Source organism: Syntrophomonas erecta subsp. sporosyntropha (genome assembly GCF_055395365.1).
On record NZ_AP042459.1, the window covers coordinates 1,197,737 to 1,220,014 of the forward strand.

Sequence of the window (22,278 nt, forward strand, 5' to 3'; positions counted from 1 at the left end):
AAGCTTAATACCCGGTTTATACAAGGAGGGTTCTGCATGGAACAAACAGGAACATTTAGTGTTAAAGCAGGACTTGCTCAGATGTTAAAAGGCGGCGTTATAATGGACGTTACCACCCCTGAGCAAGCTAAGATAGCTGAAGAAGCGGGAGCCTGTGCGGTTATGGCGCTGGAAAGGGTACCGGCCGATATTAGGGCCTCCGGTGGAATAGCCCGTATGGCTGATCCTACCGTTGTAAAGCGTATTATGGAGGCCGTGACTATACCAGTTATGGCTAAATGCCGGATAGGTCACTTTGTTGAAGCCCAGATATTAGAGGTTTTAGGAGTAGATTATATCGATGAGAGTGAAGTACTTACTCCAGCTGATGACAAATACCATGTGAATAAACTGGCTTTTAAAGTGCCTTTTGTTTGTGGAGCACGTAATCTGGGCGAAGCCTTAAGAAGGATTGGTGAAGGGGCAGCCATGATCCGTACCAAGGGTGAACCAGGTACTGGTAATGTAGTTGAAGCAGTCCGCCATATCCGGCAGGTCAATGATGAAATACGCTGGGTAAGTAACCTTCCTGAGGAAGAGTTAATGGCAGCGGCTAAAGAATTACAGGCTCCTTATGAGTTAGTTGTGGAAGTAGCCAAAAATAAAAGGCTACCAGTAGTAAATTTTGCGGCTGGGGGTATAGCTACTCCTGCTGATGCAGCTCTGATGATGCAGCTGGGTTGTGATGGCATTTTTGTCGGTTCAGGGATATTTAAATCCGGGGATCCGGTTAAAAGAGCCCGGGCAATAGTGGCTGCTACTACCCATTTTAATGATGCACAGGTTTTAGCCGAAGTATCCAGGGATTTGGGTGAAGCTATGGTAGGTATAGATATTAGCACCATTAAACCTGAGGAAAGGATGCAAGAACGTGGCTGGTAAAACCATTGGTGTTTTAGCCATGCAAGGTGCTTTTATAGAACATGAACAATCATTAAAGAAATGCGGAGTTGACCCGGTAGAGGTAAAATTTATTCAGGACTTGGATCGAATTGATGGTCTTATCATTCCCGGCGGGGAAAGTACTACTATCGGCAAGTTAATGAATACTTTCGGTTTAGATGAAGCTATAAAAGAGAAAGCAGTTCAAGGTATGCCGATTTGGGGAACTTGTGCAGGAATGATTTTAATGGCTAAGGAAATCGAATCTTCCGACCAGCTTCGCTTAGGTTTTATGGATATGCTGGTGGAGCGTAATGCTTTTGGGCGGCAGGTTGATAGTTTTGAAGCTGATCTTAAGGTTGAGGGGATAGGTAATACTAGAGGAGTTTTTATAAGGGCCCCTTACGCTTCCCGGGTATGGGGCAAAGCCCAGGTTTTATCCCGGTACCAAGATAAAATTGTCATGGTTAAGCAGGATAATTTCCTGGCCACGGCTTTTCACCCGGAGTTAACCAAAGATCTAAAAATACATCGTTTATTTATTGATATGTTATAAACTATCCATATTGAAAAAGGGGTAAAACATAAAGAAAATACCCTTGCAAATAGGTAAGTCATATAATATAATTTGTGGTAATCTTGAAAAGAATTAAAATGCGATGAAGGGGATCAGTAAATACTTAAGTACTATTCAGAGAACTGGTGGTTGGTGCAAACCAGGTAGTATAGTATTGAATCCACCCCGGTAGCAGGCTGCGAAATAAGCAGATCCGGTGGCGCCGTTACAGCTATGAAGCGGGTGTGTAATGCGCCAATCAGGGTGGCAACGCGGGAATAAAACCTCTCGTCCCTATCAGGGGATGAGGGGTTTTATTATTATTATTTCAAGGAGGTACTTTGATGAGAGGAGACCAGTATTTGCTTCTTCCCGGTCCAACACCGGTACCAGAGAGAGTAGTACGGGCAATGAGTAAGCCCATGGTTAACCACCGGGGTCCGGAATTTAAAAAACTCCTCATGGATGTCACTGACGGTGTTAAAAAAATCTATCGTACTAAGCAGCATGTTTTAATATATCCTTCTTCCGGTACTGGAGCCCTGGAGGCAGCAGTAGTTAATTTTATTTCCCCCGGGGATAAAGTACTGGCTATATCCATAGGGGTTTTTGGAGATCGTTTTGCTAAGATTGCAGCACAATTTGGAGCCCAGATAGAAAAAATTGATTTTCCCTGGGGGCAGCCGGCTGACCCGGAAGTGATAAAAAAGAGAATTGAGCAAGATAAAAATCGGGAAATAAAAGCTGTGCTGGTTACCCATAATGAAACTTCCACCGGAGTATTTAATGATTTAAAGACTATTCGGGAACAGATGGCAGATCATCCCGCTCTTTTTATGGTAGACGCCGTTAGTGGATTAGGAGCGGTGGATTTACACATGGATGATTGGAATCTGGATGTGGTGGTAAGTGGATCTCAAAAGGCTTTCATGATACCACCGGGGTTAAGTTTGGTAGCTTTTAACGAGAAAGCCTTAAAAGTTCATCACGAAAATACTAATCCCCGCTATTATTGGGATGTTACCCAGGGATTAAAATATTTAGAAAAAGGGCAAAATCCGTATACACCAGCTATATCTTTGTATTACGGGTTGGACGAATCTTTAAGGATGATGCTGGAAGAAGGTCTGGATAATATTCTGGCCCGCCATAAAGGTTACCGGGATATGGTCCGGGAAGCAGTTAAAGAGATGGGTCTTCAGCTACTCGCCCCAGATAACCAGGCATCAATGGCCCTTACAGCCGTTAAAGCCCCTGAAGAAATTGGTGCTAATAAGATTCGTAAATATATGCTGGAGCATTTTAATATTGTCCTGGCAGGTGGTCAGCAGAAACTGGATAATATTATCTTCCGGATTGGTCATCTAGGATATGTAAGAGAACTGGACCTGGTAGCCGTTCTAGCAGCTTTAGAAATTACCCTGGTAAAAATGGGTTACCATCTAGAGCTGGGAGCAGGGATTAAAAAGGCTCAGGAAATTATATCAAATCGAGATTAGCATAGCTGAGAAAGGAGAATGAAGAGTGGAGAACAGGAAAAAAGTAATTGTAACAGAAAGAATTGCTGAAGAAGGTTTAGAACTTCTGCGTAGTGAGCTGGAGGTAGATTTCCGGGATGGAATATCCCGGGAAGAGTTACTCAGCATCATTGACCAGTACGATGCCTTGATCGTACGCAGTGTTACCAAAGTTGACGAAGAGCTAATTAGCCGGGCTACCCGTCTGAAAGTAGTAGGTAGAGCTGGTAATGGTATTGATAATATTAATGTAGATGTGTGCACCCGTTATGGGGTTATTGTTGCCAATACTCCGGATAGTAATACTATATCTGCTGCTGAGCAGACCATAGCTTTACTCCTGGCTTCCTCGCGGAATACCGCTTGGGCTAATAATGTTTTAAAGGGTGGAGTATGGGATCGCAAGCCTTTCCGGGGAGTGGAACTATATGAAAAGACCGTCGGCATAGTAGGTCTGGGGAGAATTGGTTCTATGGTAGCTACTCGCCTAAAGGCCTTTAATATGAAGGTTATTGCTTATGATCCTTATATAGCAAACGAGAGGTTTGAACGCTTCGGTGCTGAGAAAAAGAATACCTTGGAAGAATTAGTACGCGAAGCAGATTTTATAACCGTTCATACTCCCCGAACAGAAGAAACCATGCATATGATTAACGAAGAAATGTTTAAAATTGCTAAGGATGGAGTAAGGGTAGTGAACTGTGCCCGGGGTGGCATAATTGAGGAAAAAGCCCTGTTGAATGGACTTAAGGCCGGGAAGATAGCTAGTGCAGGAATGGATGTTTATGAAAAAGAACCGGCTATTAACAATCCCCTTTTCCAGTTCAATAATGTCGTATGTACTCCTCACCTGGGCGCCGATACTTTTGAAGCGCAGAAGAGGGTGGGTGAAAATATAGCCGAACAGGTTATTAAAGCCTTAAAAGGGGATATTGTACCTAATGTAGTTAACTTACCCACTATGCTCAGTGAAGAGCTTAATTATCTGCGTCCTTATATTACTCTAGCTGAAAAAATGGGTAATTTCTATTATCAGTTGGAAAAATCACCTATTACCCGGGTAGAGATAAGCTATAGTGGTCCTATTACCCGCAATGAAACGGAAATGCTTACCGTAGCCTTTTTAAAAGGACTGCTCCAACCGGTAATGTCGGAAAAGGTTAATTATGTTAATGCTCGTCTTATGGCTAAAGACCGGGGCATTAAAGTTTATGAGAGTAAACATGCTCAAAGTAATAAGCGGTATAAAAATGTGATAGCAGTTAGCATTTATAATCATGAGCATGACTTGCATATAGCAGGAACCTTGTCCAGGGCCCGTAATCCATTATTAGTGGAGATAAACGGTTATGAAACGGAAACTAACCTGGAAGGTTATGTGGTTATGGCTGAGAATATTGACAAGCCTAGAGTTATTGGTCCTTTTGCTACCATGTTGGGTGATGAGGGGGTAAATATTGCTTCCATGAAAGTGGCCCGGCAGAATAGAGGGGAAAAGGCTGTAATGTTAGTTAATGTTGACAATAAGGTTGAAGAAGAGGTTTTAAAACGCTTAAGTTCAATTGATGGTATTTTGAATCCCCCTCGGTTACTGCACTTTTAAGGTTGGGTTATTAAAATAAGCCGGCTTAAGATTTTGAATTAACTCTGGTTTGGGTAGATTAACCTGCCCAAACCAGTTATTGCCCGCTGATTAGGATACTAAAAAGATTAAGCACTTTAAGTTTTATGGAGGTCTGCTTATGCTAGATGCACGAATGATTAGGGCTAACCCGAAACTAGTTCAAGAGGAACTAAAAAAGCGGTATCTGGAAGGTCCCCTGGACAATTTCATGGAGTTGGATGAAAAAAGACGCAGTATAATTGCCCGGGTTGAGGAGCTTAAAAGTTTTCGCAATAGTTCTTCCCAGGAAATCGGCCGGCTGAAAAAACAGGGACAGGATGCAGCTGAACTGATGGAAAAGGTGCGTCAGGTGGGGCAGGATATTAAGACTCTGGACGATGAACTACGGGATGTAGAAGTACAGATCGAACAGATTCTCTTGCGAATACCGAATTTACCACATGAATCGGTTCCGGTAGGACCCGATGAGGGTAGTAATGTCGAGGTACGCCGCTGGGGTGAACCTCGACAGTTTGATTTTGAACCGTTAGCCCACTGGGATATAGGGCCTAATCTTGATTTACTGGATTTTGAAAGGGCAGCTAAGCTATCCGGGGCCCGGTTTACTGTTTACAAAGGTCTGGGAGCCAGGTTGGAGCGGGCAGTAATTAATTTTTACCTGGATTTGCATACTAGTCAGCATGGTTACCGGGAGATTTTACCTCCTTTTATGGTGACGGGTGATTGCATGCTGGGAACCGGTCAGTTACCCAAATTTGCTGAGGATATGTTTAAAATCGAAGGCCGGGAAATGTATATGATCCCTACCGCAGAAGTACCCTTGACTAATCTTTACCGGGAAGAAATACTGGAGGCCTCTGATCTGCCTATATATATAACTGCGTATACACCCTGCTTCCGAGCAGAAGCTGGTTCTCATGGCCGGGATACCCGGGGTATTATTCGCCAGCACCAGTTTAATAAGGTGGAATTAGTTAAAATCGTAGCACCGGAGAATTCCTATGAGGAACTGGAAAAGCTTACCGCTAATGCGGAAAAAGTACTCCAGTTGCTGGGATTGCCTTACCGGGTAGTATGTCTTAGCACTGGAGATATGGGATTTTCTGCTGCTAAAACTTATGATATAGAGGTATGGATGCCTAGTTATAATGATTATAAAGAAATTTCCTCCTGTTCTAACTGTGGAGATTTCCAGGCTAGACGGGCTAATATTCGTTATCGGCCGGCCCCTAAAGAAAAGCTCCAGTATGTACACACTTTAAATGGTTCCGGGGTAGCAGTAGGAAGAACCGTGGCAGCTATACTAGAAAATTACCAGCAGGAAGATGGGTCAGTATTAATCCCGGAGGTTTTACGGCCGTACATGGGCGGTAAAGAAGTTATAGAAAAATAGTAATAAGATAAGGGCCGGGAGTTTATTGACAACACTGATGGGCTATGCTATACTTTTTTTTGCATTGATCAACGATCAACCATGCATCCTCCCAGTGGAGGGGTGTCCGAGCGGTTGAAGGAGGCGGTCTTGAAAACCGTTGAACCTTTGCGGGTTCCGTGGGTTCGAATCCCACCTCCTCCGCCAGATTTATAAAGTGGAGAGATGGCCGAGTTGGCTGAAGGCGCTCGCCTGCTAAGCGAGTAGACGGTTAATAGCTGTCTCGAGGGTTCGAATCCCTCTCTCTCCGCCATTAAATGGATGCATAGCTGCAACTGAATAAATTATTTATGCGCCCGTAGCTCAGCTGGATAGAGTAACAGACTACGAATCTGGAGGTCGCAGGTTCGAATCCTGCCGGGCGCGCCATTTGTTAATAAGGATCTTTTTAGATAGATATATTTTCTGGGCGCCCGTAGCTCAGTAGGATAGAGCAACGGTTTCCTAAACCGTGTGCCAGGGGTTCGAGTCCCTTCGGGCGCACCATTATGGCGGTGAGTCCCGGTGAGGGATGAAATATATATGCGTATAGCTCTAGCCCTGGCTCAAAAAGCTGCCTTTGATAACGAAATACCTATTGGGGCAGTAGTAGTTCAGAATGATGAAATTATCAGTTGGGCGTCTAATGAAAAAGAAAAACGTAATGACGCTACCGCTCATGCAGAAATGTTAGCCTTGAGCAGAGCCGCCCTGTATTTGGATCGATGGAGATTAAGCGATTGTACTTTATACTGTACCTTGGAACCATGTGCTATGTGTGCAGGGGCCATGGTAAACGTCCGTTTAGGACGCTTGGTATATGGAGCTAAAGATCCAAAAGCCGGGGCAGCAGGATCAATTCTTGATATAGTGAGATTCCCCGGATTTAATCATCAGGTGGAGATTGAAGCGGGAGTTCTGGAAGAAGAATGTGCTCAAGTTTTGAGTACATTTTTTAAAGATTTGAGGAGAGATGGCCGAGTTGGTCGAAGGCGCTCGACTCGAAATCGAGTAGGCGGCTAAACCCCGCCTCGTGAGTTCGAATCTCACTCTCTCCGCCATTTAATTAAATCAAAAATTGCATAGATTATGATGGAGAGGTGGCTGAGTTTGGCTGAAGGCGCTCGATTGGAAATCGAGTAACGTGTCAAAAGCGTTCGCGGGTTCGAATCCCGCCCTCTCCGCCATTAATAAGAATTTTTAAGGGTTTAGCAGATGAAAACTAGACTCTTTTTTAATTTCTGAAATAATTAGAAAGCCCATTGGGTCATTTTTCTATAAAATCCATAAGCGAAATCGTGTATACTTGTATAGTAGGAGTAGTACAGTAGTGAGGTAGGAAATAAATTTAACCTGGAGGCTTTTAAAAAAAGTCAATATAAATGGGTAGTAAAGTAGGATGGAGGGTTAATTAAATGATTAAATTATCGGATGGTAGGAATTTACCGCTGGATATGCACAAGGTCAAGGTTGTGCAGAGGTTGCCTTTTCCGTTGATAGAACAACGGCTGGCAGCCATTCGGGAAGGGGGCTTTAATACTTTTATGCTCCGGACCCGGGATATGTTTTTGGATATGCTCACTGACTCCGGGACTAATGCCCAAAGTGACGCACAGCTGGCAGCTTCAATGGAATCGGATGATGCCTATGCTGGTTCAGAAAGCTTTTTTAAGATGGTAGATGCAGTACAGGATGTTTTTGGGTACAACTATGTATTACCAGCCCATCAAGGGCGGGCGGCTGAACATCTTATTGCCAAGGGTCTGGTGAAACCCGGGGATGTGATTCCCATGAACCAGCATTTTACGACTACCAAAGCTCATTTGGTTTTGGCTGGGGCCACCGTGGAAGAAATTTGCACCGATGAAGGCTATAATCCTGACAGCGGGTGCCTTTTTAAGGGTAATATGGATATTGATAAACTTAATCAAGTAATTGCCCGGCATGGGGCTGATAAGATTCCCTTTATACGTATGGAATCTACTGCTAATCTACTAGGTGGTCAGCCTTTTTCTATGGCTAACTTAAAAGAAGTCCGTGCTATTGCTGATAAACATAAAATTCCTCTTCTAGTTGATACGAGTCTTATTACTGATAATGCTTATATGATAAAACACCGGGAAGCTGGTTATGAAAAGTGTAGTGTAGCGGAAATAATTAAGGAAATTGGCTCGATAGCTGATATTATCTATATGTCGGGACGAAAAAGTACCACATCACGGGCGGGATTAATTACCATGCGGGAAAAAAAGATCTATGACCAGTTGGCTCCATTAGTACCGGTTTATGAGGGTTTTTTGACTTATGGCGGTATTTCGACCCGGGAAATTGAGTCAATGGCAGTGGGGCTTCGGGAGATGACCGAAGAGAACTGCGCTGGATGTGCAGTGGAACTGATTGAGTATTTTGTATCCCGGCTAATAGATAAGGGTATCCCGGTGGTTAAACCGGCTGGCGGAGTAGGTGCTCATATTGATGCGCTGCGTTTCCTGCCCCACCTGGATCACCAGCAATATCCAGCCGGGGCACTGGCAGCAGCCATTTTCATTTGCTCCGGTGTTCGGGGTATGGAACGTGGTACAGTATCTATGGATCGTGATGTAGATGGTACAGAACTAATCTCCGAATTGGAACTGGTACGTCTGGCGGTGCCGCGCCGGGCATTTACCATGTCGCATATTGAATATGTGGTAGATCGGGTAGCATGGCTTTATAAACATCGCGAAATGATTGGCGGTCTGGCATGGGAAAATGAACCGAAAATGCTCCGCTTTTTCATTGGTCGCCTTAAACCAATAGCTGCCGGCCAGGCTTCAGCTAACTGGGATGAAGAGCTGGCCCAGGCGTTTATTCATGATTTCTCGCGTAATATGTAAATATTAACCTTTAAATAAGGAGTTTGGCCAAGGCCAAACTCCTTAAATTATATCTACTTCTATTTTGCTGTCCATTTATGATTTCTTTTAAAATACTGCAGGGAAACCAAAAGTAAATTTTACCTACATGGTTTATAAATCTAAAGGGCAAAAACGCGGGTATAACATTCATCAGGCAGCTGATGATATTTATTAAAAGGGGATAGATAAAGATATTCAGGGGACCGTTAAAAGCAAAATTCCTTTTAACTTTTCAGGAACAATTAAGATTGTTATAGGCTACCCGGGTGGCCAATAGCAAATTTAGATTAGTAGAACTTTTCTTCCCCATAATAATCATCTGCTTTTGCTCCCCAGTTAGGATCCCACTCCTCGTAGAAATCCTCCTGGTAATCTGGTTCATTGGTTGGCATGCTGGAAGCGGGAGATGATAGCAAATCATCTTCTGGGGTATTTTCTAATTGTGATAATTCATCTTCTTCAGGAACATCATAGAAATCAGATTCTTTGAGATCCAAGGACCATACCGTTTTACCGGAAGAATCAATATAAGTCATAGTTACCGTTTCATTAGCGGTATTATAAGTAGCTGTTAAAGCCAGGCCATTTATGAAATCCTCAGCTTCATCATATTGAGGATTAACCACATATTTTCCGGTTTTATCGATGTAGCCCCATTTATCACCACTTTTAACCCGGGCCAGTTCTTCGGAAAAGGGGAAAGCATCTTCAAATGAAGGGTTAATGACGATTTTACCCGTCTTATTTATGTATCCCCAGTTCCCGGAGATCTCAATACAGGCTAAACCCTCTGAAAAATAGCTGGCTAATTCAAATTGAGGAGTAATTACCTCTTGACCGGTTTTTTCAATATATCCGATATCCGAATCAAAGCCTTTCTGGACCATGGCTAGCCCTTCGGAAAAACTGTCTGCATCGTAGTATTGCGGATTAATAACATATTGGCCCTCAGTATTAATAAAACCATAGCGATCACCGAGCATAACTGGGGCCATCCCTTCCGCAAAATCTCTGGCATTATCAAATTGGGGGTTTATAACAATTTTACCGGTTTTGTCTATATAGCCATACTTATCGCCTACTTTTACGGCGGCCAAATCCTGGGAAAAGGAAGAGGCTTGTTCAAACTGAGGAGATATAATAGTTTTCCCACTCTTACCAATATACCCGTATTTTTCCTTGGACCGTATCAAGGCTAAACCCTGGCTAAAATCACCGACCTGTTCAAATTGTGGGTTAATAACATACTCTCTCGAAGGATCAATAAAGCCCCATTTGTCCCCGGATTTTACTGGACATAACCCTTCAGAAAAAAGACCTAAAGTATCATCAAATTGTGGTTTAATGATCAAATCACCTTTTTCGTCAATAAAGCCAACTTTTTGAGCGGTTATAATAGGGAAACGTTTAGGTTCTTCGGTTTTAACCGGTTCCTTTTTTACCTGGTCATTGTTACTGCATCCAATAACTGTTAAGGGAAGGAGTAAGATTGCCACGATCAGGATAAAAAAATTTACACTATAGCTGATGCGGCTTGATCTCTTTTTCCCTGTCATAATGCATTTCTCCTTTCAAGCTTTAAATTCTCGGAAAGTTTCGACAATTTCAGTTTTATCTATTAGTTCTGTGATAATAAATGAAAGTCCTCCAAAATACCATTATTTATCAAAAAGCAAATGGTTGGCCTTATAAAAGAATACTGGGCAATGGTGATTTTAGGCATCAGCAGAATGCCAGTGGAAAAAAGTAACGGCATGGCATCCCCTATGGTAACTCGCAGAATAGTAATTTGCACCGAGGAAAGGCCCTGGGCCGGAAGGTTTCTAATAAACAAACCAATAATACCCTAGATACTGGCCAGCGATAACCAACAGGTATGCCCAATTATGCATGACTGACCAAAAAACCCTTCCATAAAAGTACATAGGTAAACTAATTTAAGGATATAAAATAGTATTAATTTTATAGTAAAAAGGCGATTTCATACAACGGGAATAAACTATTTAAGTCTTGCATGTCGGGGGTGCTAGGTCGGTAGCTTGATCTGGGCAAATTTTCTCGAATAAACGACTTTTGCCCTACAAACCCTTGGACAGCTGTATTATAATTGATTTAATCTTGGTTCTACTGCCAAAAGTCATTGAGTTTAGAAGCCTGGGCTTTTGGCAGTGGAACTAATCTTTTCTACGAAACTAATCCAGTACTTACCGAAGGAGATATCCCATGAAGAATTTGAAAGAACGTATATGTAATGAAGCAACCGTGGTAGGAAGCGACATAGTTAAGGTCGATCATTTTCTTAACCATCAGGTAGATGTAAAATTTTTAAATGAAATAGGACGGGAATTTACCCAGCGATTTAAAGGGAAACAGATTACCAAAATATTGACTGTGGAGGCATCTGGTATTGCAGTAGCTTGTATATCGGCTCAATATTTCGATGTTCCGGTAGTATTCGCTAAAAAATCTGCCTCCCGTAATTTAGATGAAGATACCTTTGTTAGTGAAGTATACTCGTTTACCCGCAATAGCACCTATCAAATGAAGGTATCGAAAAAATATCTTGATAGCTATGATAGGGTACTTATTATTGATGATTTTCTTGCCAATGGTAAAGCTGTTATGGGTCTGATTGATATAATTCATCAAGCTGGAGCAAAGCTGATAGGTGTAGGTATAGTAATCGAAAAAGGTTTTCAGCCTGGAGGCAGACTACTACGCCAGTCAGGAGTAGATCTACAGTCCCTGGCCATTTTGGAGGCGATAACTGAAAAAGGTATTGTCTTCAGGGAAAAAGAATAGTAGTTAATAAAGAGGGCTTATATCCCAATAGTAACCATATTTGGTTAAAATCCCTATGATAAAGCCCATATTGCGGTCGGTGCGGGATTTATTATTTTTTTATAATAACTTATGCTGCCAAAAGGTCTGAAATATGTCTTAAAACATTAATGAGAAAAAGAATGCCGGTACTTTATCAGAAGGGAACCCTGGCTGCTGCTGGGGAAACCACCCAGGAAGGTTAAAATAGGGTTTCACGGGTGAGGGTTATGGTATCTGAGAAAACCAAAAAGTACTGGAACAGCTAAAAAACCTGGTCATATGCTAATGGATATGGATAACAATCGAGTATTAACCAGAGTATGAAATAATACCTCCGCTAGTTTTAGCATAAACATGGTATAAAACGGGGAGGTGGCATATGAGCAAGGAAGAAGTTTTTTATACAGTAAGGGGATATGAACTTCTTGGCAAAGAAGGCAATCATTTGACTTCCAGTATGGAAGATTATCTGGAAATGGCTTATCGCCTTTCCCAAGAAAAAGGATATACTCGGGTAGGAGACCTGGCTAATGCTCTTAACGTACAACCTCCTTCAGTAACGAGTATGGTACAAAAACTAGCCGAAACACCTTATTTGAAATATGAAAAATATGGACGGATAGAACTGACCGAAGAAGGATACCAATTAGGAGCCTATTTACTAAAGCGGCATGAAACCATACAGGATTTTCTATACCTGATTGGGGTTGAAGAAGGCTTACTGGAAGAGACTGAAAAAATAGAGCATAATGTGAGCCAGTCCACCATGGAACAAATTATGCTGCTGGTAGATTTTTTTCGCAGTCATCCCGAATGGATAGAGGCGTATAATGTTTACCGTCAAAAGTGGGCAGCGTATAAAGCGTGGTCGGGTAATAAGAGAGGGCCGGATAAATAATAGTTTAAAAATATCGTGGTAGCGGTTTTATATGCTGGTTATGGGAAAGAGAGGCAGGAGTCTTTCTCTTGCATTTGGCCGGGAAAGAAGGTACAATATACTAGCATATACGTGCGTAAAGCTTAGGGTTTTGCTTAAGTTTATTGATTTGCCGTGCTAGACGGGGAATTAGCGGTGCCCTGTAGCCTGCAACCCGCTAGAGCAGGGTCGAATTCCTGGTCTGAGGGCTTACCTTGTGGGGTCAGGCCTGAATAAGTGGCTAAGAAGTCTGGGTCCTGTGCAATGGGACATCTTGAACCGTGTCAGGTCCGGAAGGAAGCAGCACTAAGAGATCCATCCCGTGTGACGCAGGGTAGCCTGGATGGAGTTAACTGTTTAGGTAACGCCTGGAGGGTATTCTCGAAGCCAGGTGCACGGCATTTATAATGCGAACTGATCAGGTCTTTTAGCAGACCTGATTTTTTATTGGCGGGAGTTCGTTCCCGGACGTGATTTCGGGTATAATGGGGATAGTTAGTCGGGGGGCCAGGTACCTGGTGGAATGCCACCAATCTGACAACTGCAAGGAGGCTTGCTAAAATGTCTTATCTGGCACTTTACCGCGCCTGGAGGCCGCGGTGTTTTTCAGAAGTTGTGGGTCAGGAGCAGACGGTCATAGCGTTGCGAAATGCCATCCGTACTGGTCGTATTTCCCATGCTTATCTTTTTTCGGGGCCACGTGGTACCGGAAAAACAAGTATAGCTAAAATTATAGCCAAGGCGGTTAATTGTGAGAGCCTGGAAGATGGCGAACCTTGTAACCAGTGTTCTTCCTGTATAGATATAAACCATGGTAATTTCATGGATGTAATCGAAATAGATGCTGCCTCTAATCGCGGTATTGATGAAATTCGTGATCTAAGGGAGAAAATACGGGTTTTACCAGCCCAGGGAAAAACTAAGGTTTATATCATTGATGAAGTCCATATGTTAACTATGGAGGCATTTAATGCTCTTTTAAAAACTATCGAAGAACCGCCTGAGTCAGTTATATTTATTCTCGCTACCACTGAACCACAAAAAATTCCAGCTACTATTAGATCACGCTGCCAGAGCTACCAGTTTCGCCGGCTTACTGCCGGGGAAATTACTAATCGCCTGGAAGAAGTAGCTCGTGACGGTGGGATGAATATAGACCAGGATGCGCTGGAAATAATCTCCCGGCGCGCTAACGGTGGATTACGTGATGCCCTGGGTATGTTGGATCAGGTTTATTCCTTTAAAGGGGAGAATATTTCCCGGGGAGATATTCTGGATGTACTAGGATTAGTAGATGATCGGTATCTGGCCCGGCTAATGGAGGCGGTATTCAGTCGCGATACAGCCGAGATAATTAATATGCTGGGGACAGCACTAAATGAAGGTAAAGAAGCTTCCCAGTTAGCTCGGGAGACCGCCTTGTATATAAGAGATCTGCTGCTTTTTTCAGCGGTAGGTCGGGAAGGCGAATTTGGGGTAGCAGGACCAGAAAGCTATCCATTTATGGAAAAACGGAAAGACTTAAGTCGAGACAAGCTTTTAAAGGCATTACGTATTCTTATGGATACGGGGGAGAAGCTTAAATTTAGCGAAGGACAGCGCTTTTTATTAGAGATCGGTTTTTTGGAAATGGCCGCTTTATTCGCCTCTCCGGCTGAAGCCAGGGCCAATACTGACCAAAAGGCTCCCATATCTAAATCTTCCATGGAGAAAAAGGAAAACAAAGAAAAGGAAGTCAAAAACGAGGCCCGGGATTTACTGTGGGGAAAAATATTAAGTGGGGTTAAGGAAAAGAAAATACCGACTCATGCGCTGCTTTCTCAGGGGAAACTACTGGGAATGAAGGATGATGTCATTTATATTGGTTATAAAAAAGGATACAAATTCCACAAGGAAAAGATGGAGGAAAAAGCCAATCGGGAAATCCTGGCGGAAGTGTTGCAGGACATAGCCGGTAAACTGGTTGAAGTCGAGTTTATTTTTCTGGATGATGACCAGTATAATGATATTATTGTAAAAAAGGCTATTGAATTATTTGGTGCAGAGGTCGTCGAAATAAAAGATTAAAGGAGGAATGGATTAATGAAATTCAACCCGGGCATGGGTGGGATGAATAAGATGATCAAGGAGGCCAAAAAGGTTCAGGAGCAGATTGCGAAAATGCAGGCTGAACTAGAGGAAAGAGTTGTGGAAGCTTCATCAGGTGGTGGTGCAGTTCAGGTAAAAGTCAGTGGTAAACAGGAACTGATATCCATTAAAATTAATCCCGAAGCTATTGATCCTGACGACGTAGAGATGTTGGAAGATATGGTCATGGCTGCTGTAAACGAGGGTATTCGCAAATCTCAGGAAATGGTGTCCACTGAAATGTCTCGTATAACCGGTGGGTTAAATATACCTGGTTTGTAGTTATTGTACTCTTTACATCCCTTATATTGGTATGATAAATCAAGGAGGAATATGGAGTGAGGCTAGCCCGTCCTCTGGAAAACTTGATTGATCAGTTACTTAAACTTCCTACTATTGGCCCCAAGACGGCGCAGAGACTGGCTCTATTTATCCTTAAACTTCCGGAGCAGGAAGCCCGCCAGATAGCGCAGGCTATTGTTGACGCCCGGGTTAAGGTTTTCCCCTGTTCTTCTTGTGGTTACTTAACTGATACTGATCCCTGTTCTATCTGCCAGGATAAAGATCGAGATGAAAGTATATTATGTGTAGCTGAAGAGGCCAGTGACATAATCGCTATTGAAAGAACCAGGTTTAAGGGCCGGTATCTTGTTCTTAATAAAGGTTTCCATTTAATGGGTGGACAGGCCCTGGAAGAACTTGATCTGGAACCATTTAAAGCCAAACTGGCCGGAGGTAAGGTAAAAGAAGTAGTACTAGCATTAAATCCTGATATTGATGGGGAGGTTTTGTCCCGTTACCTGGCAGGAATAGCTAGAAACTATCAGGTAAGGGTTACACGTTTGGCACACGGTCTTCCAGTAGGTGGAGATATAGAATTTGCTGATGAGATTACATTGCGCAGGGCTATTGAAGGACGAAAAGATATTTGACATACTATAAAACCTTTCGGCGTATACTGTAGCAATACATGTCCCTGTATACGGCCGGGAGGTTTTTTGTTATGGCGGTTTGGTCAGATTGGTTTAATAAGCTATGGGACTGTCTAGTAATGAAAGAGGAAGATATTCTGGAGGGATCCTATAATGATTATGAAATGGTGGAACAGGCCAAAAAGGAGTTAGAACAAGCCAGAAATCTTTTTACACGAGTTGAAGATCCGGATATGGTAGAATACGCCGTATATAATCTGAAAGCGGCGGAAAAAAGATTTGACTACCTGATCAAAAGGCTTAAAAAACCGGGTAATACCGGATAAAAGGGGTGGGGTTATGGAGATTGTCAATGTAATCATGGCGGCTTTATTCCTGCTGGTAATTTTATATATCGTAGCTCAGGTATTGATGAAACCCATTAAACTATTATGGAAGGTATTGCTGAATTCAGCAGTCGGTTTAATATTACTATTAATAGTAAACTACATAGGTAATTATTTTGATTTTTCTCTGCCCATTAATATAATAACTATTTTAATAGCTGGGTTTTTAGGCATTCCCGGGATCTTATTGCTGGTATGCTTTCAGTTACTAGTCATGTAAACTTCCTATTTTACAGTTTTAAGAGCTTTAGGAAGCTCTTTTTTTTTGGTTAATTTCGGACTAAAACTAGTAGAATAGGTATTAAAATATCTAAAGAATAGTAACGGCCTTGCCAGGAAGAGTTGTAACACATATAGTTAAATATGAGTAACATTTACACTAAGCAAGATAATTATTGACGCACAATTAACAACAATTTATACTTATATAAATTGCCCTTTTTCTAATACCAGGAGGTGTTCGCAACGGAGTATAATCAGACTAGGGTGGTAGAAGCATATATAGGAGAATACGCAAGCGGGAAAAGTGAAATAGCTATAAACCGGGCTCTTGAACTTAAAAGTCAGGGTCGTAAGGTTACCCTAGTAGACCTTGATACAGTAGAGCCTTTTTATACGTTAAGGCCTATCAAGAAACTTTTAGAAGAAAAAGGTCTAGATGTCATTGGCTTTTCTCCGGAAGATGCTTTTGGGTTAGGAGAAACCGGGGCTATGTTAAACCCGCAGGCTCGTTGGGCTTTAATGCGGGAAGGCGATGTAATTATCGATATTGGCTATGGGGTTCACGGGGCCCGTACCCTTAATTTAGTGGAAGGGGCCGACCAGTCTCCTGAACTACGGGTAATAGCGGTAGTAAATTACAGTCGTCCTATGACCAGTTCACCTGACAGGATAAAGAAATACTTAAATGAACTAGGTAGAGTTGATGCTATTATTGCTAACACCCACCTGGGAGATCAAACTACTATTGAAGTAGTTAAAAATGGTAACCAGGTTATAATTGAAGTGGCTCAAGAGTTGGGTATTCCCATAGACTTCATTGCATTAGACCAGTCATTTGCTCCCCAGATAGCGGGTGAGGAATTCGATATACCGATTAAATTCATCAATCGCTACATGCCAGGGGCGATATGGTAAAATTTTGGATTAAAAGAACAGGAGGTGCATCTATTCAATGGCAAAAGTGGTGGGTAAATCCAAAAAAGGTTTTTTAACCGGTAATGAAACTGTTGCCTGGGCCGCATTGGCTGCCGGCGCAGATATCATGTTTGGCTATCCTATAACCCCCCAGAATGAAATTATGCATTATTGGACTAGGTTGGCTCCCCAATATGGGAGGGGGTTCCTGCAAACCGAGGATGAAATATCGGCAGGTTTTACCGTATGTGGTGCAGTACAGGCAGGTAAAAAGGCTTTTACCGCGACTGCTGGTCCGGGAAATGTTTTAATGCAGGAGCCATTTGGAATGGCTGAGGCAATGCGGCTGCCGTTGTTTGCAATTATCCAGCAGCGGGGTGGCCCTTCTTCAGGAACGGTGATTTATTCCCAGCAGGAAGTAGGTTTAACAACTTATGGAGGCAATGGGGAAGGACACCGGATAGTTTTTTCTACAGCTACCCATCAAGAACTTTATGATTACACTATAAAGGGCTTTAATACAGCTTGGAAATATCGTTTCCCAACTTTTATGCTGGGAGATGGTTACCAGGCTAAGATGAGAGAACCTTTGGAGATGTATGACCCTGAAGAACGGGGCATAAAAATGGTTGAGACTAATCCCTTACTCGGAGTGGAAGGCCATATTGGGGAAAACCGGGAACCGCAACACTTGTGTAACATATACAGTCTGGAGGAAGAACTATATGATGTGGTTCTTAAGCATGCCGCTGAATATGAAAAGATTAGTCCAGAACTGATTGAGTATGAGGAAAGGGAATGTGAGGATGCGGATATAATTATCGTTTCTCATGGAGTAGTTTCCAGGGCTGCTGATGATGCGGTTAAAGCTCTGCGCGCTCAGGGAATCAAAGCCGGATATTTCCGCCCCATTACCTTGAGGCCATTTCCCCAGGCACAATTGAGAGAAGTCATAGCTAAAAGCGGAACTAAAAAGCTTCTGGTGGCTGAGTCGGCCTACGGTCAGCTTTATCGGTTAATGAAGCAGGAGATATACGGGGAAACTGTACCTATTGAAACCCTGTTTAAGCCGGGAGTTGGCATTATAGACTACGATATCATTAACAAAGTTAAGAGCGTTCTATAAGGAAGGGGGTTAAAAAGTGATTTCACCAGCTATACCAAAATCATGGTATCTACCCTCCAAGCCGCACAAGTTTTGCCCGGGATGTGGGCATGGTATTATACTCAAAGCGTTGGGGGAAGTAATAGACGAGCTTGAGATACAAGATAAGACTATATTTGGATGCGATATTGGGTGCTCTCTCCTTTCATGGGACTTTTTTGCCTGTGATAGCACTCAGACCCATCATGGGCGTACTACACCAGTTATGGTTGGCATTAAGAGGTCCCGTCCCGAGTTAATTACTATCGGCTATATGGGAGATGGTGGTGGATATTCCATCGGGTCGCAGCACTTACTCAATGCCGCCGTTAGAAATGAAAAAGTTACCTTGATTCTGGCTAACAATACCAACTATGGTATGACCGGGGGACAAATGGCCCCTACTACTTTACTTGGACAGAAGACGGAAACTTGTCCCTATGGACGTGATCCCGAGGTTACCGGTTATCCCACTAAGGGGCCTGAGTTTATAGCCCAGGTAACTTCTGATCGTGCCTATGTGGCCCGGGCTACTGTATCAAAATACAACCAGCTAAAGCGTTTCCTGCGTAATGCTTTACGTAATCAAATAGAAGGTAACGGATTTTCCTTTGTAGAAGTATTGTCCACTTGCCCGACTAACTGGAGGACTAATGCACAACAAACTTGGCATTTCCTGGAGGACGAAATGGAACCCTTCTACCCAGTAGGAGAATTGAAGAGTCCCTTTACCAAAGGAGGGGATAAATAATGGCACTGATAAGAATTGCTTTGGCAGGCGAAGGCGGACAGGGTGTACAGTCAGTTGCAGAGATTCTGGCCGAAGCTGCCTATAATGAAGATAAACAGACCATATATATTCCCAACTTTGGTCTGGAGCAAAGAGGGGGAGTATCTATAGCCTTTTTGCAGGTTAGTGAACAGAGGATTGGTGCCCCTAAATTTAATAAAGCCGATGTAGTTATTGCCATGAGTGAAAGGGCTGTTGCAAGAACAGCCGTTTATTCCGATGAAAACACTTTGTTTGTATACGATAATGGTTTTGCAGTTAATCCAGACGATCTTCCCGGTGAAGCCAAAAAAATTATCGGGATTCCTGCCCTGGAAACTGCTAATCATGAGTTACACCCCCGGGTTTTTAATATCATTATAATGGGGGCAGTAATTGGATTAACCAACATGGTTAGTTTTGAAGGTGCCAAAGCTGCACTGGAGCATAAACTGGGGCATAAATTTGAAAAAAACCCGGATTTGCGCGAATTGAACTTTAAAGCGTTGGAACTGGGCAAGAAAATGGCAGAGGAATCCCTTAAGGAAGGGGTGGCAAAATAATGGCCCAAAAATTAGAAGCACTATCAACACCAATGGAAAAAGCCGTATTTCATATTTTCCCGGCTTTTTGCAAGGGATGTGGACTATGCAAAGAAAAATGCCCTAATGATGTCCTGATCTGGTCGGAAAAACTAGGTGTATACGGTACCCCTGCAGTTGAACCAAAAGATGAGGAAAGCTGTATCGCCTGTAAAATTTGCGAAATGGTTTGTCCCGATGCGGCTATATATATCGAAAAGACCAAAAGCAAAAAAGCGGTTGGGTAAATTAAAGAGGTCCCGGCAATATATTGCTGGGACCTTTACATATACAAAGTAAGATTAGTAATTATTTTGCCAGAAACTATTGTCATAATAGATGAGTTCGGTATATAATACAAAAAGTGCTGCGCGATGCGAAGTACTTTTATTATGACCAGGGGTTAAAAAATACCAGAAAACAAAAAACAAAAAAACTTGACACTAACCCAGGGGCATGATAATATAATTCTTGCGCTGCGCCGGAGACGGCAGTCGGCAAAGCTCTTGATAAAACAGAACAGCAAGGACCGAAGTGCGAGGAGCTGGTAAAAAACCAGCACCGTAAAACTTTAACAACAAGCCAAGCGTAAAGCTAGGATGGACATTTTAACGGAGAGTTTGATCCTGGCTCAGGACGAACGCTGGCGGCGTGCTTAACACATGCAAGTCGAACGGAGATTATCGACGAGCAACGCGAATTGATAATCTTAGTGGCGAACGGGTGAGTAACGCGTGGGCAACCTACCCATATGTGGGGGATAACACTGGGAAACTGGTGCTAATACCGCATAAACTTTAGGAGTCACATGACGCTTAAAGCAAAGATGGCCTCTTAACAAAGCTATCGCATATGGATGGGCCCGCGTCTGATTAGCTAGTTGGTGGGGTAAGAGCCTACCAAGGCAACGATCAGTAGCCGGCCTGAGAGGGTGGACGGCCACACTGGGACTGAGACACGGCCCAGACTCCTACGGGAGGCAGCAGTGGGGAATATTGCGCAATGGGGGAAACCCTGACGCAGCGACGCCGCGTGAGCGATGAAGACTTTCGGGTCGTAAAGCTCTGTTGTACGGGACGAACGTCACTAACAATAACAAGGTTAGTGAGTGACGGTACCGTACCAGCAAGCCCCGGCTAACTACGTGCCAGCAGCCGCGGTAAGACGTAGGGGGCGAGCGTTGTCCGGAATTACTGGGCGTAAAGGGCATGTAGGCGGATGCTCAAGTCAGGTGTGAAAGACCGCAGCTTAACTGCGGGGTTGCATTTGAAACTGAGGATCTTGAGGGCAGGAGAGGGCAGTGGAATTCCTGGTGTAGCGGTGAAATGCGTAGAAATCAGGAGGAACACCAGTGGCGAAGGCGGCTGCCTGGACTGACCCTGACGCTGAGGTGCGAAAGCGTGGGTAGCAAACAGGATTAGATACCCTGGTAGTCCACGCTATAAACGATGGATACTAGGTGTGGGAGGTATCGACCCCTTCCGTGCCGCAGCTAACGCAATAAGTATCCCGCCTGGGGAGTACGGTCGCAAGGCTGAAACTCAAAGGAATTGACGGGGGCCCGCACAAGCGGTGGAGCATGTGGTTTAATTCGATGCAACGCGAAGAACCTTACCAGGTCTTGACATCTGGCGAAGCCTGTGGAAACACGGGTGTGCCTTTGGGAGCGCCAAGACAGGTGGTGCATGGTTGTCGTCAGCTCGTGTCGTGAGATGTTGGGTTAAGTCCCGCAACGAGCGCAACCCTTGCTATTAGTTGCTAACAGGTAGAGCTGAGCACTCTAATGGGACTGCCCGTGACAAGCGGGAGGAAGGTGGGGATGACGTCAAATCATCATGCCCTTTATGATCTGGGCTACACACGTGCTACAATGGATGGTACAGAGAGCAGCGAAACCGTGAGGCGAAGCGAATCTCAGAAAGCCATTCTCAGTTCGGATTGTAGTCTGCAACTCGACTACATGAAGTCGGAATCGCTAGTAATCGCGAATCAGAATGTCGCGGTGAATGCGTTCCCGGGCCTTGTACACACCGCCCGTCACACCACGAAAGCTGGCAACACCCGAAGCCGGTGACTTAACTGGGCAACCAGGGAGAACCGTCGAAGGTGGGGTTGGTGATTGGGGTGAAGTCGTAACAAGGTATCCGTACCGGAAGGTGCGGATGGATCACCTCCTTTCTAAGGAGACATGAAACGTAACTGTTTCATATCCTAAGGTCGATCACTTTGTGATCCTTGCTGTTTGTTTTATAAATTTTCCCAAATTAAAATGATTATAATGTTTTTAAACTGAGGTTAAATATATGGCATGGGCCTATAGCTCAGCTGGTTAGAGCGCACGCCTGATAAGCGTGAGGTCGATGGTTCGATTCCATCTAGGCCCACCATTTTTATGACTGTAGGTTTAAATCATGGGGGTGTAGCTCAGCTGGGAGAGCACCTGCCTTGCAAGCAGGGGGTCAGGAGTTCGAATCTCCTCATCTCCACCATAAATTTTAACCAAAAAAGAAGTTCTTTGAAAACTGCACACAGTAATA

General features: G+C 43.5%; 19 protein-coding genes, 8 tRNA genes, 1 rRNA gene, 1 other RNA gene, 1 pseudogene and 1 other annotated feature. Of the genes and pseudogenes, 29 read left to right on the top strand and 1 reads right to left on the bottom strand.

The window, feature by feature from the left end; translation table 11 throughout:
* Window positions 1–36: 36 nt before the first annotated feature.
* From pdxS to ACZ5Q0_RS05910, 13 genes and pseudogenes are all read left to right on the top strand, one after another.
* Window positions 37–921, top strand: coding sequence for a pyridoxal 5'-phosphate synthase lyase subunit PdxS (gene pdxS, locus ACZ5Q0_RS05850; protein WP_446818948.1), 885 nt, complete (start codon window positions 37–39; stop codon window positions 919–921).
* Window positions 922–940: 19 nt separating this feature from the next.
* Entirely contained in the window at window positions 941–1,477 is a 537-nt protein-coding gene (pdxT, locus tag ACZ5Q0_RS05855; protein WP_464827292.1) for a pyridoxal 5'-phosphate synthase glutaminase subunit PdxT, read from the top strand.
* A gap of 94 nt (window positions 1,478–1,571) precedes the next feature.
* Window positions 1,572–1,776, top strand: a binding site (T-box leader).
* 45 nt (window positions 1,777–1,821) lie between these two features.
* A complete protein-coding gene (locus ACZ5Q0_RS05860; RefSeq protein WP_446818946.1) occupies window positions 1,822–2,976 on the top strand; it encodes a pyridoxal-phosphate-dependent aminotransferase family protein in 1,155 nt (384 codons plus the stop codon).
* 25 nt (window positions 2,977–3,001) lie between these two features.
* Window positions 3,002–4,597, top strand: a complete 1,596-nt coding sequence (serA, locus tag ACZ5Q0_RS05865) for a phosphoglycerate dehydrogenase (protein ID WP_446818945.1) — start codon at window positions 3,002–3,004, stop codon at window positions 4,595–4,597.
* A 139-nt stretch (window positions 4,598–4,736) separates the two neighbouring features.
* On the top strand, window positions 4,737–6,011 hold the full coding sequence (serS, locus tag ACZ5Q0_RS05870; protein ID WP_446818944.1) for a serine--tRNA ligase: 1,275 nt from the start codon (window positions 4,737–4,739) through the stop codon (window positions 6,009–6,011).
* Window positions 6,012–6,107: 96 nt separating this feature from the next.
* Window positions 6,108–6,197, top strand: a tRNA-Ser gene (locus ACZ5Q0_RS05875).
* 12 nt (window positions 6,198–6,209) lie between these two features.
* A tRNA-Ser gene (locus tag ACZ5Q0_RS05880) sits at window positions 6,210–6,303 on the top strand.
* Window positions 6,304–6,342: 39 nt separating this feature from the next.
* Window positions 6,343–6,419: transfer RNA gene (locus ACZ5Q0_RS05885), tRNA-Arg, on the top strand.
* Window positions 6,420–6,459: 40 nt separating this feature from the next.
* Window positions 6,460–6,536, top strand: a tRNA-Arg gene (locus tag ACZ5Q0_RS05890).
* A 36-nt stretch (window positions 6,537–6,572) separates the two neighbouring features.
* A pseudogene (gene tadA, locus ACZ5Q0_RS05895) lies at window positions 6,573–6,959 on the top strand (tRNA adenosine(34) deaminase TadA); the annotation flags it as partial.
* 37 nt (window positions 6,960–6,996) lie between these two features.
* A tRNA-Ser gene (locus ACZ5Q0_RS05900) sits at window positions 6,997–7,090 on the top strand.
* 33 nt (window positions 7,091–7,123) lie between these two features.
* Window positions 7,124–7,216, top strand: a tRNA-Ser gene (locus ACZ5Q0_RS05905).
* Between the two features lie 228 nt (window positions 7,217–7,444).
* Window positions 7,445–8,905 (top strand): tryptophanase, encoded by a 1,461-nt coding sequence (locus ACZ5Q0_RS05910; RefSeq protein WP_446818943.1) that lies wholly within the window; start codon window positions 7,445–7,447, stop codon window positions 8,903–8,905.
* 308 nt (window positions 8,906–9,213) lie between these two features.
* Here the strand turns inward: ACZ5Q0_RS05910 and ACZ5Q0_RS05915 are convergent, their stop codons facing one another.
* Window positions 9,214–10,482, bottom strand: a complete 1,269-nt coding sequence (locus ACZ5Q0_RS05915) for a WG repeat-containing protein (protein WP_447182256.1) — start codon at window positions 10,480–10,482, stop codon at window positions 9,214–9,216.
* A 667-nt stretch (window positions 10,483–11,149) separates the two neighbouring features.
* Here ACZ5Q0_RS05915 and ACZ5Q0_RS05920 point away from each other — a divergent pair.
* The 16 genes from ACZ5Q0_RS05920 to ACZ5Q0_RS05995 all read left to right on the top strand — a co-directional run bounded on the left by ACZ5Q0_RS05920 (window position 11,150) and on the right by ACZ5Q0_RS05995 (window position 22,230).
* Window positions 11,150–11,728, top strand: coding sequence for a xanthine phosphoribosyltransferase (locus ACZ5Q0_RS05920; protein ID WP_446818941.1), 579 nt, complete (start codon window positions 11,150–11,152; stop codon window positions 11,726–11,728).
* Between the two features lie 400 nt (window positions 11,729–12,128).
* Complete coding sequence (mntR, locus tag ACZ5Q0_RS05925) at window positions 12,129–12,647, top strand: transcriptional regulator MntR (protein WP_446818940.1); 519 nt, start codon at window positions 12,129–12,131, stop codon at window positions 12,645–12,647.
* Between the two features lie 151 nt (window positions 12,648–12,798).
* Window positions 12,799–13,064: signal recognition particle sRNA large type (gene ffs, locus ACZ5Q0_RS05930), an RNA gene on the top strand.
* Window positions 13,065–13,226: 162 nt separating this feature from the next.
* Window positions 13,227–14,732, top strand: a complete 1,506-nt coding sequence (gene dnaX / locus ACZ5Q0_RS05935) for a DNA polymerase III subunit gamma/tau (RefSeq protein ID WP_446818939.1) — start codon at window positions 13,227–13,229, stop codon at window positions 14,730–14,732.
* A gap of 15 nt (window positions 14,733–14,747) precedes the next feature.
* Window positions 14,748–15,074 carry a YbaB/EbfC family nucleoid-associated protein gene (locus tag ACZ5Q0_RS05940; protein WP_446818938.1) on the top strand — a complete coding sequence of 109 codons (327 nt, stop codon included), beginning with the start codon at window positions 14,748–14,750 and terminating at the stop codon, window positions 15,072–15,074.
* A gap of 56 nt (window positions 15,075–15,130) precedes the next feature.
* Window positions 15,131–15,724, top strand: coding sequence for a recombination mediator RecR (gene recR / locus ACZ5Q0_RS05945; RefSeq protein WP_446818937.1), 594 nt, complete (start codon window positions 15,131–15,133; stop codon window positions 15,722–15,724).
* A gap of 71 nt (window positions 15,725–15,795) precedes the next feature.
* Complete coding sequence (locus tag ACZ5Q0_RS05950; protein WP_446818936.1) at window positions 15,796–16,050, top strand: DUF2508 family protein; 255 nt, start codon at window positions 15,796–15,798, stop codon at window positions 16,048–16,050.
* A gap of 13 nt (window positions 16,051–16,063) precedes the next feature.
* Window positions 16,064–16,330, top strand: coding sequence for a pro-sigmaK processing inhibitor BofA family protein (locus tag ACZ5Q0_RS05955; protein WP_446818935.1), 267 nt, complete (start codon window positions 16,064–16,066; stop codon window positions 16,328–16,330).
* 236 nt (window positions 16,331–16,566) lie between these two features.
* Window positions 16,567–17,247 carry a hypothetical protein gene (locus tag ACZ5Q0_RS05960; protein ID WP_447182257.1) on the top strand — a complete coding sequence of 227 codons (681 nt, stop codon included), beginning with the start codon at window positions 16,567–16,569 and terminating at the stop codon, window positions 17,245–17,247.
* Window positions 17,248–17,284: 37 nt separating this feature from the next.
* Entirely contained in the window at window positions 17,285–18,373 is a 1,089-nt protein-coding gene (locus tag ACZ5Q0_RS05965) for a ferredoxin oxidoreductase (RefSeq protein WP_446818933.1), read from the top strand.
* Window positions 18,374–18,389: 16 nt separating this feature from the next.
* Window positions 18,390–19,142 carry a thiamine pyrophosphate-dependent enzyme gene (locus ACZ5Q0_RS05970; RefSeq protein ID WP_446818932.1) on the top strand — a complete coding sequence of 251 codons (753 nt, stop codon included), beginning with the start codon at window positions 18,390–18,392 and terminating at the stop codon, window positions 19,140–19,142.
* On the top strand, window positions 19,139–19,723 hold the full coding sequence (locus ACZ5Q0_RS05975; RefSeq protein ID WP_446820801.1) for a 2-oxoacid:acceptor oxidoreductase family protein: 585 nt from the start codon (window positions 19,139–19,141) through the stop codon (window positions 19,721–19,723). Before ACZ5Q0_RS05970 ends, ACZ5Q0_RS05975 begins: the two co-directional genes overlap by 4 nt.
* A complete protein-coding gene (locus ACZ5Q0_RS05980) occupies window positions 19,723–19,989 on the top strand; it encodes a 4Fe-4S dicluster domain-containing protein (protein ID WP_446818931.1) in 267 nt (88 codons plus the stop codon). The genes ACZ5Q0_RS05975 and ACZ5Q0_RS05980 overlap by 1 nt, the downstream gene beginning before the upstream one ends.
* Before the next feature lie 360 nt (window positions 19,990–20,349).
* Window positions 20,350–21,919, top strand: a 16S ribosomal RNA gene (locus ACZ5Q0_RS05985).
* 132 nt (window positions 21,920–22,051) lie between these two features.
* A tRNA-Ile gene (locus ACZ5Q0_RS05990) sits at window positions 22,052–22,128 on the top strand.
* A gap of 26 nt (window positions 22,129–22,154) precedes the next feature.
* Window positions 22,155–22,230 (top strand) — tRNA-Ala (locus ACZ5Q0_RS05995).
* Window positions 22,231–22,278 lie beyond the last annotated feature (48 nt).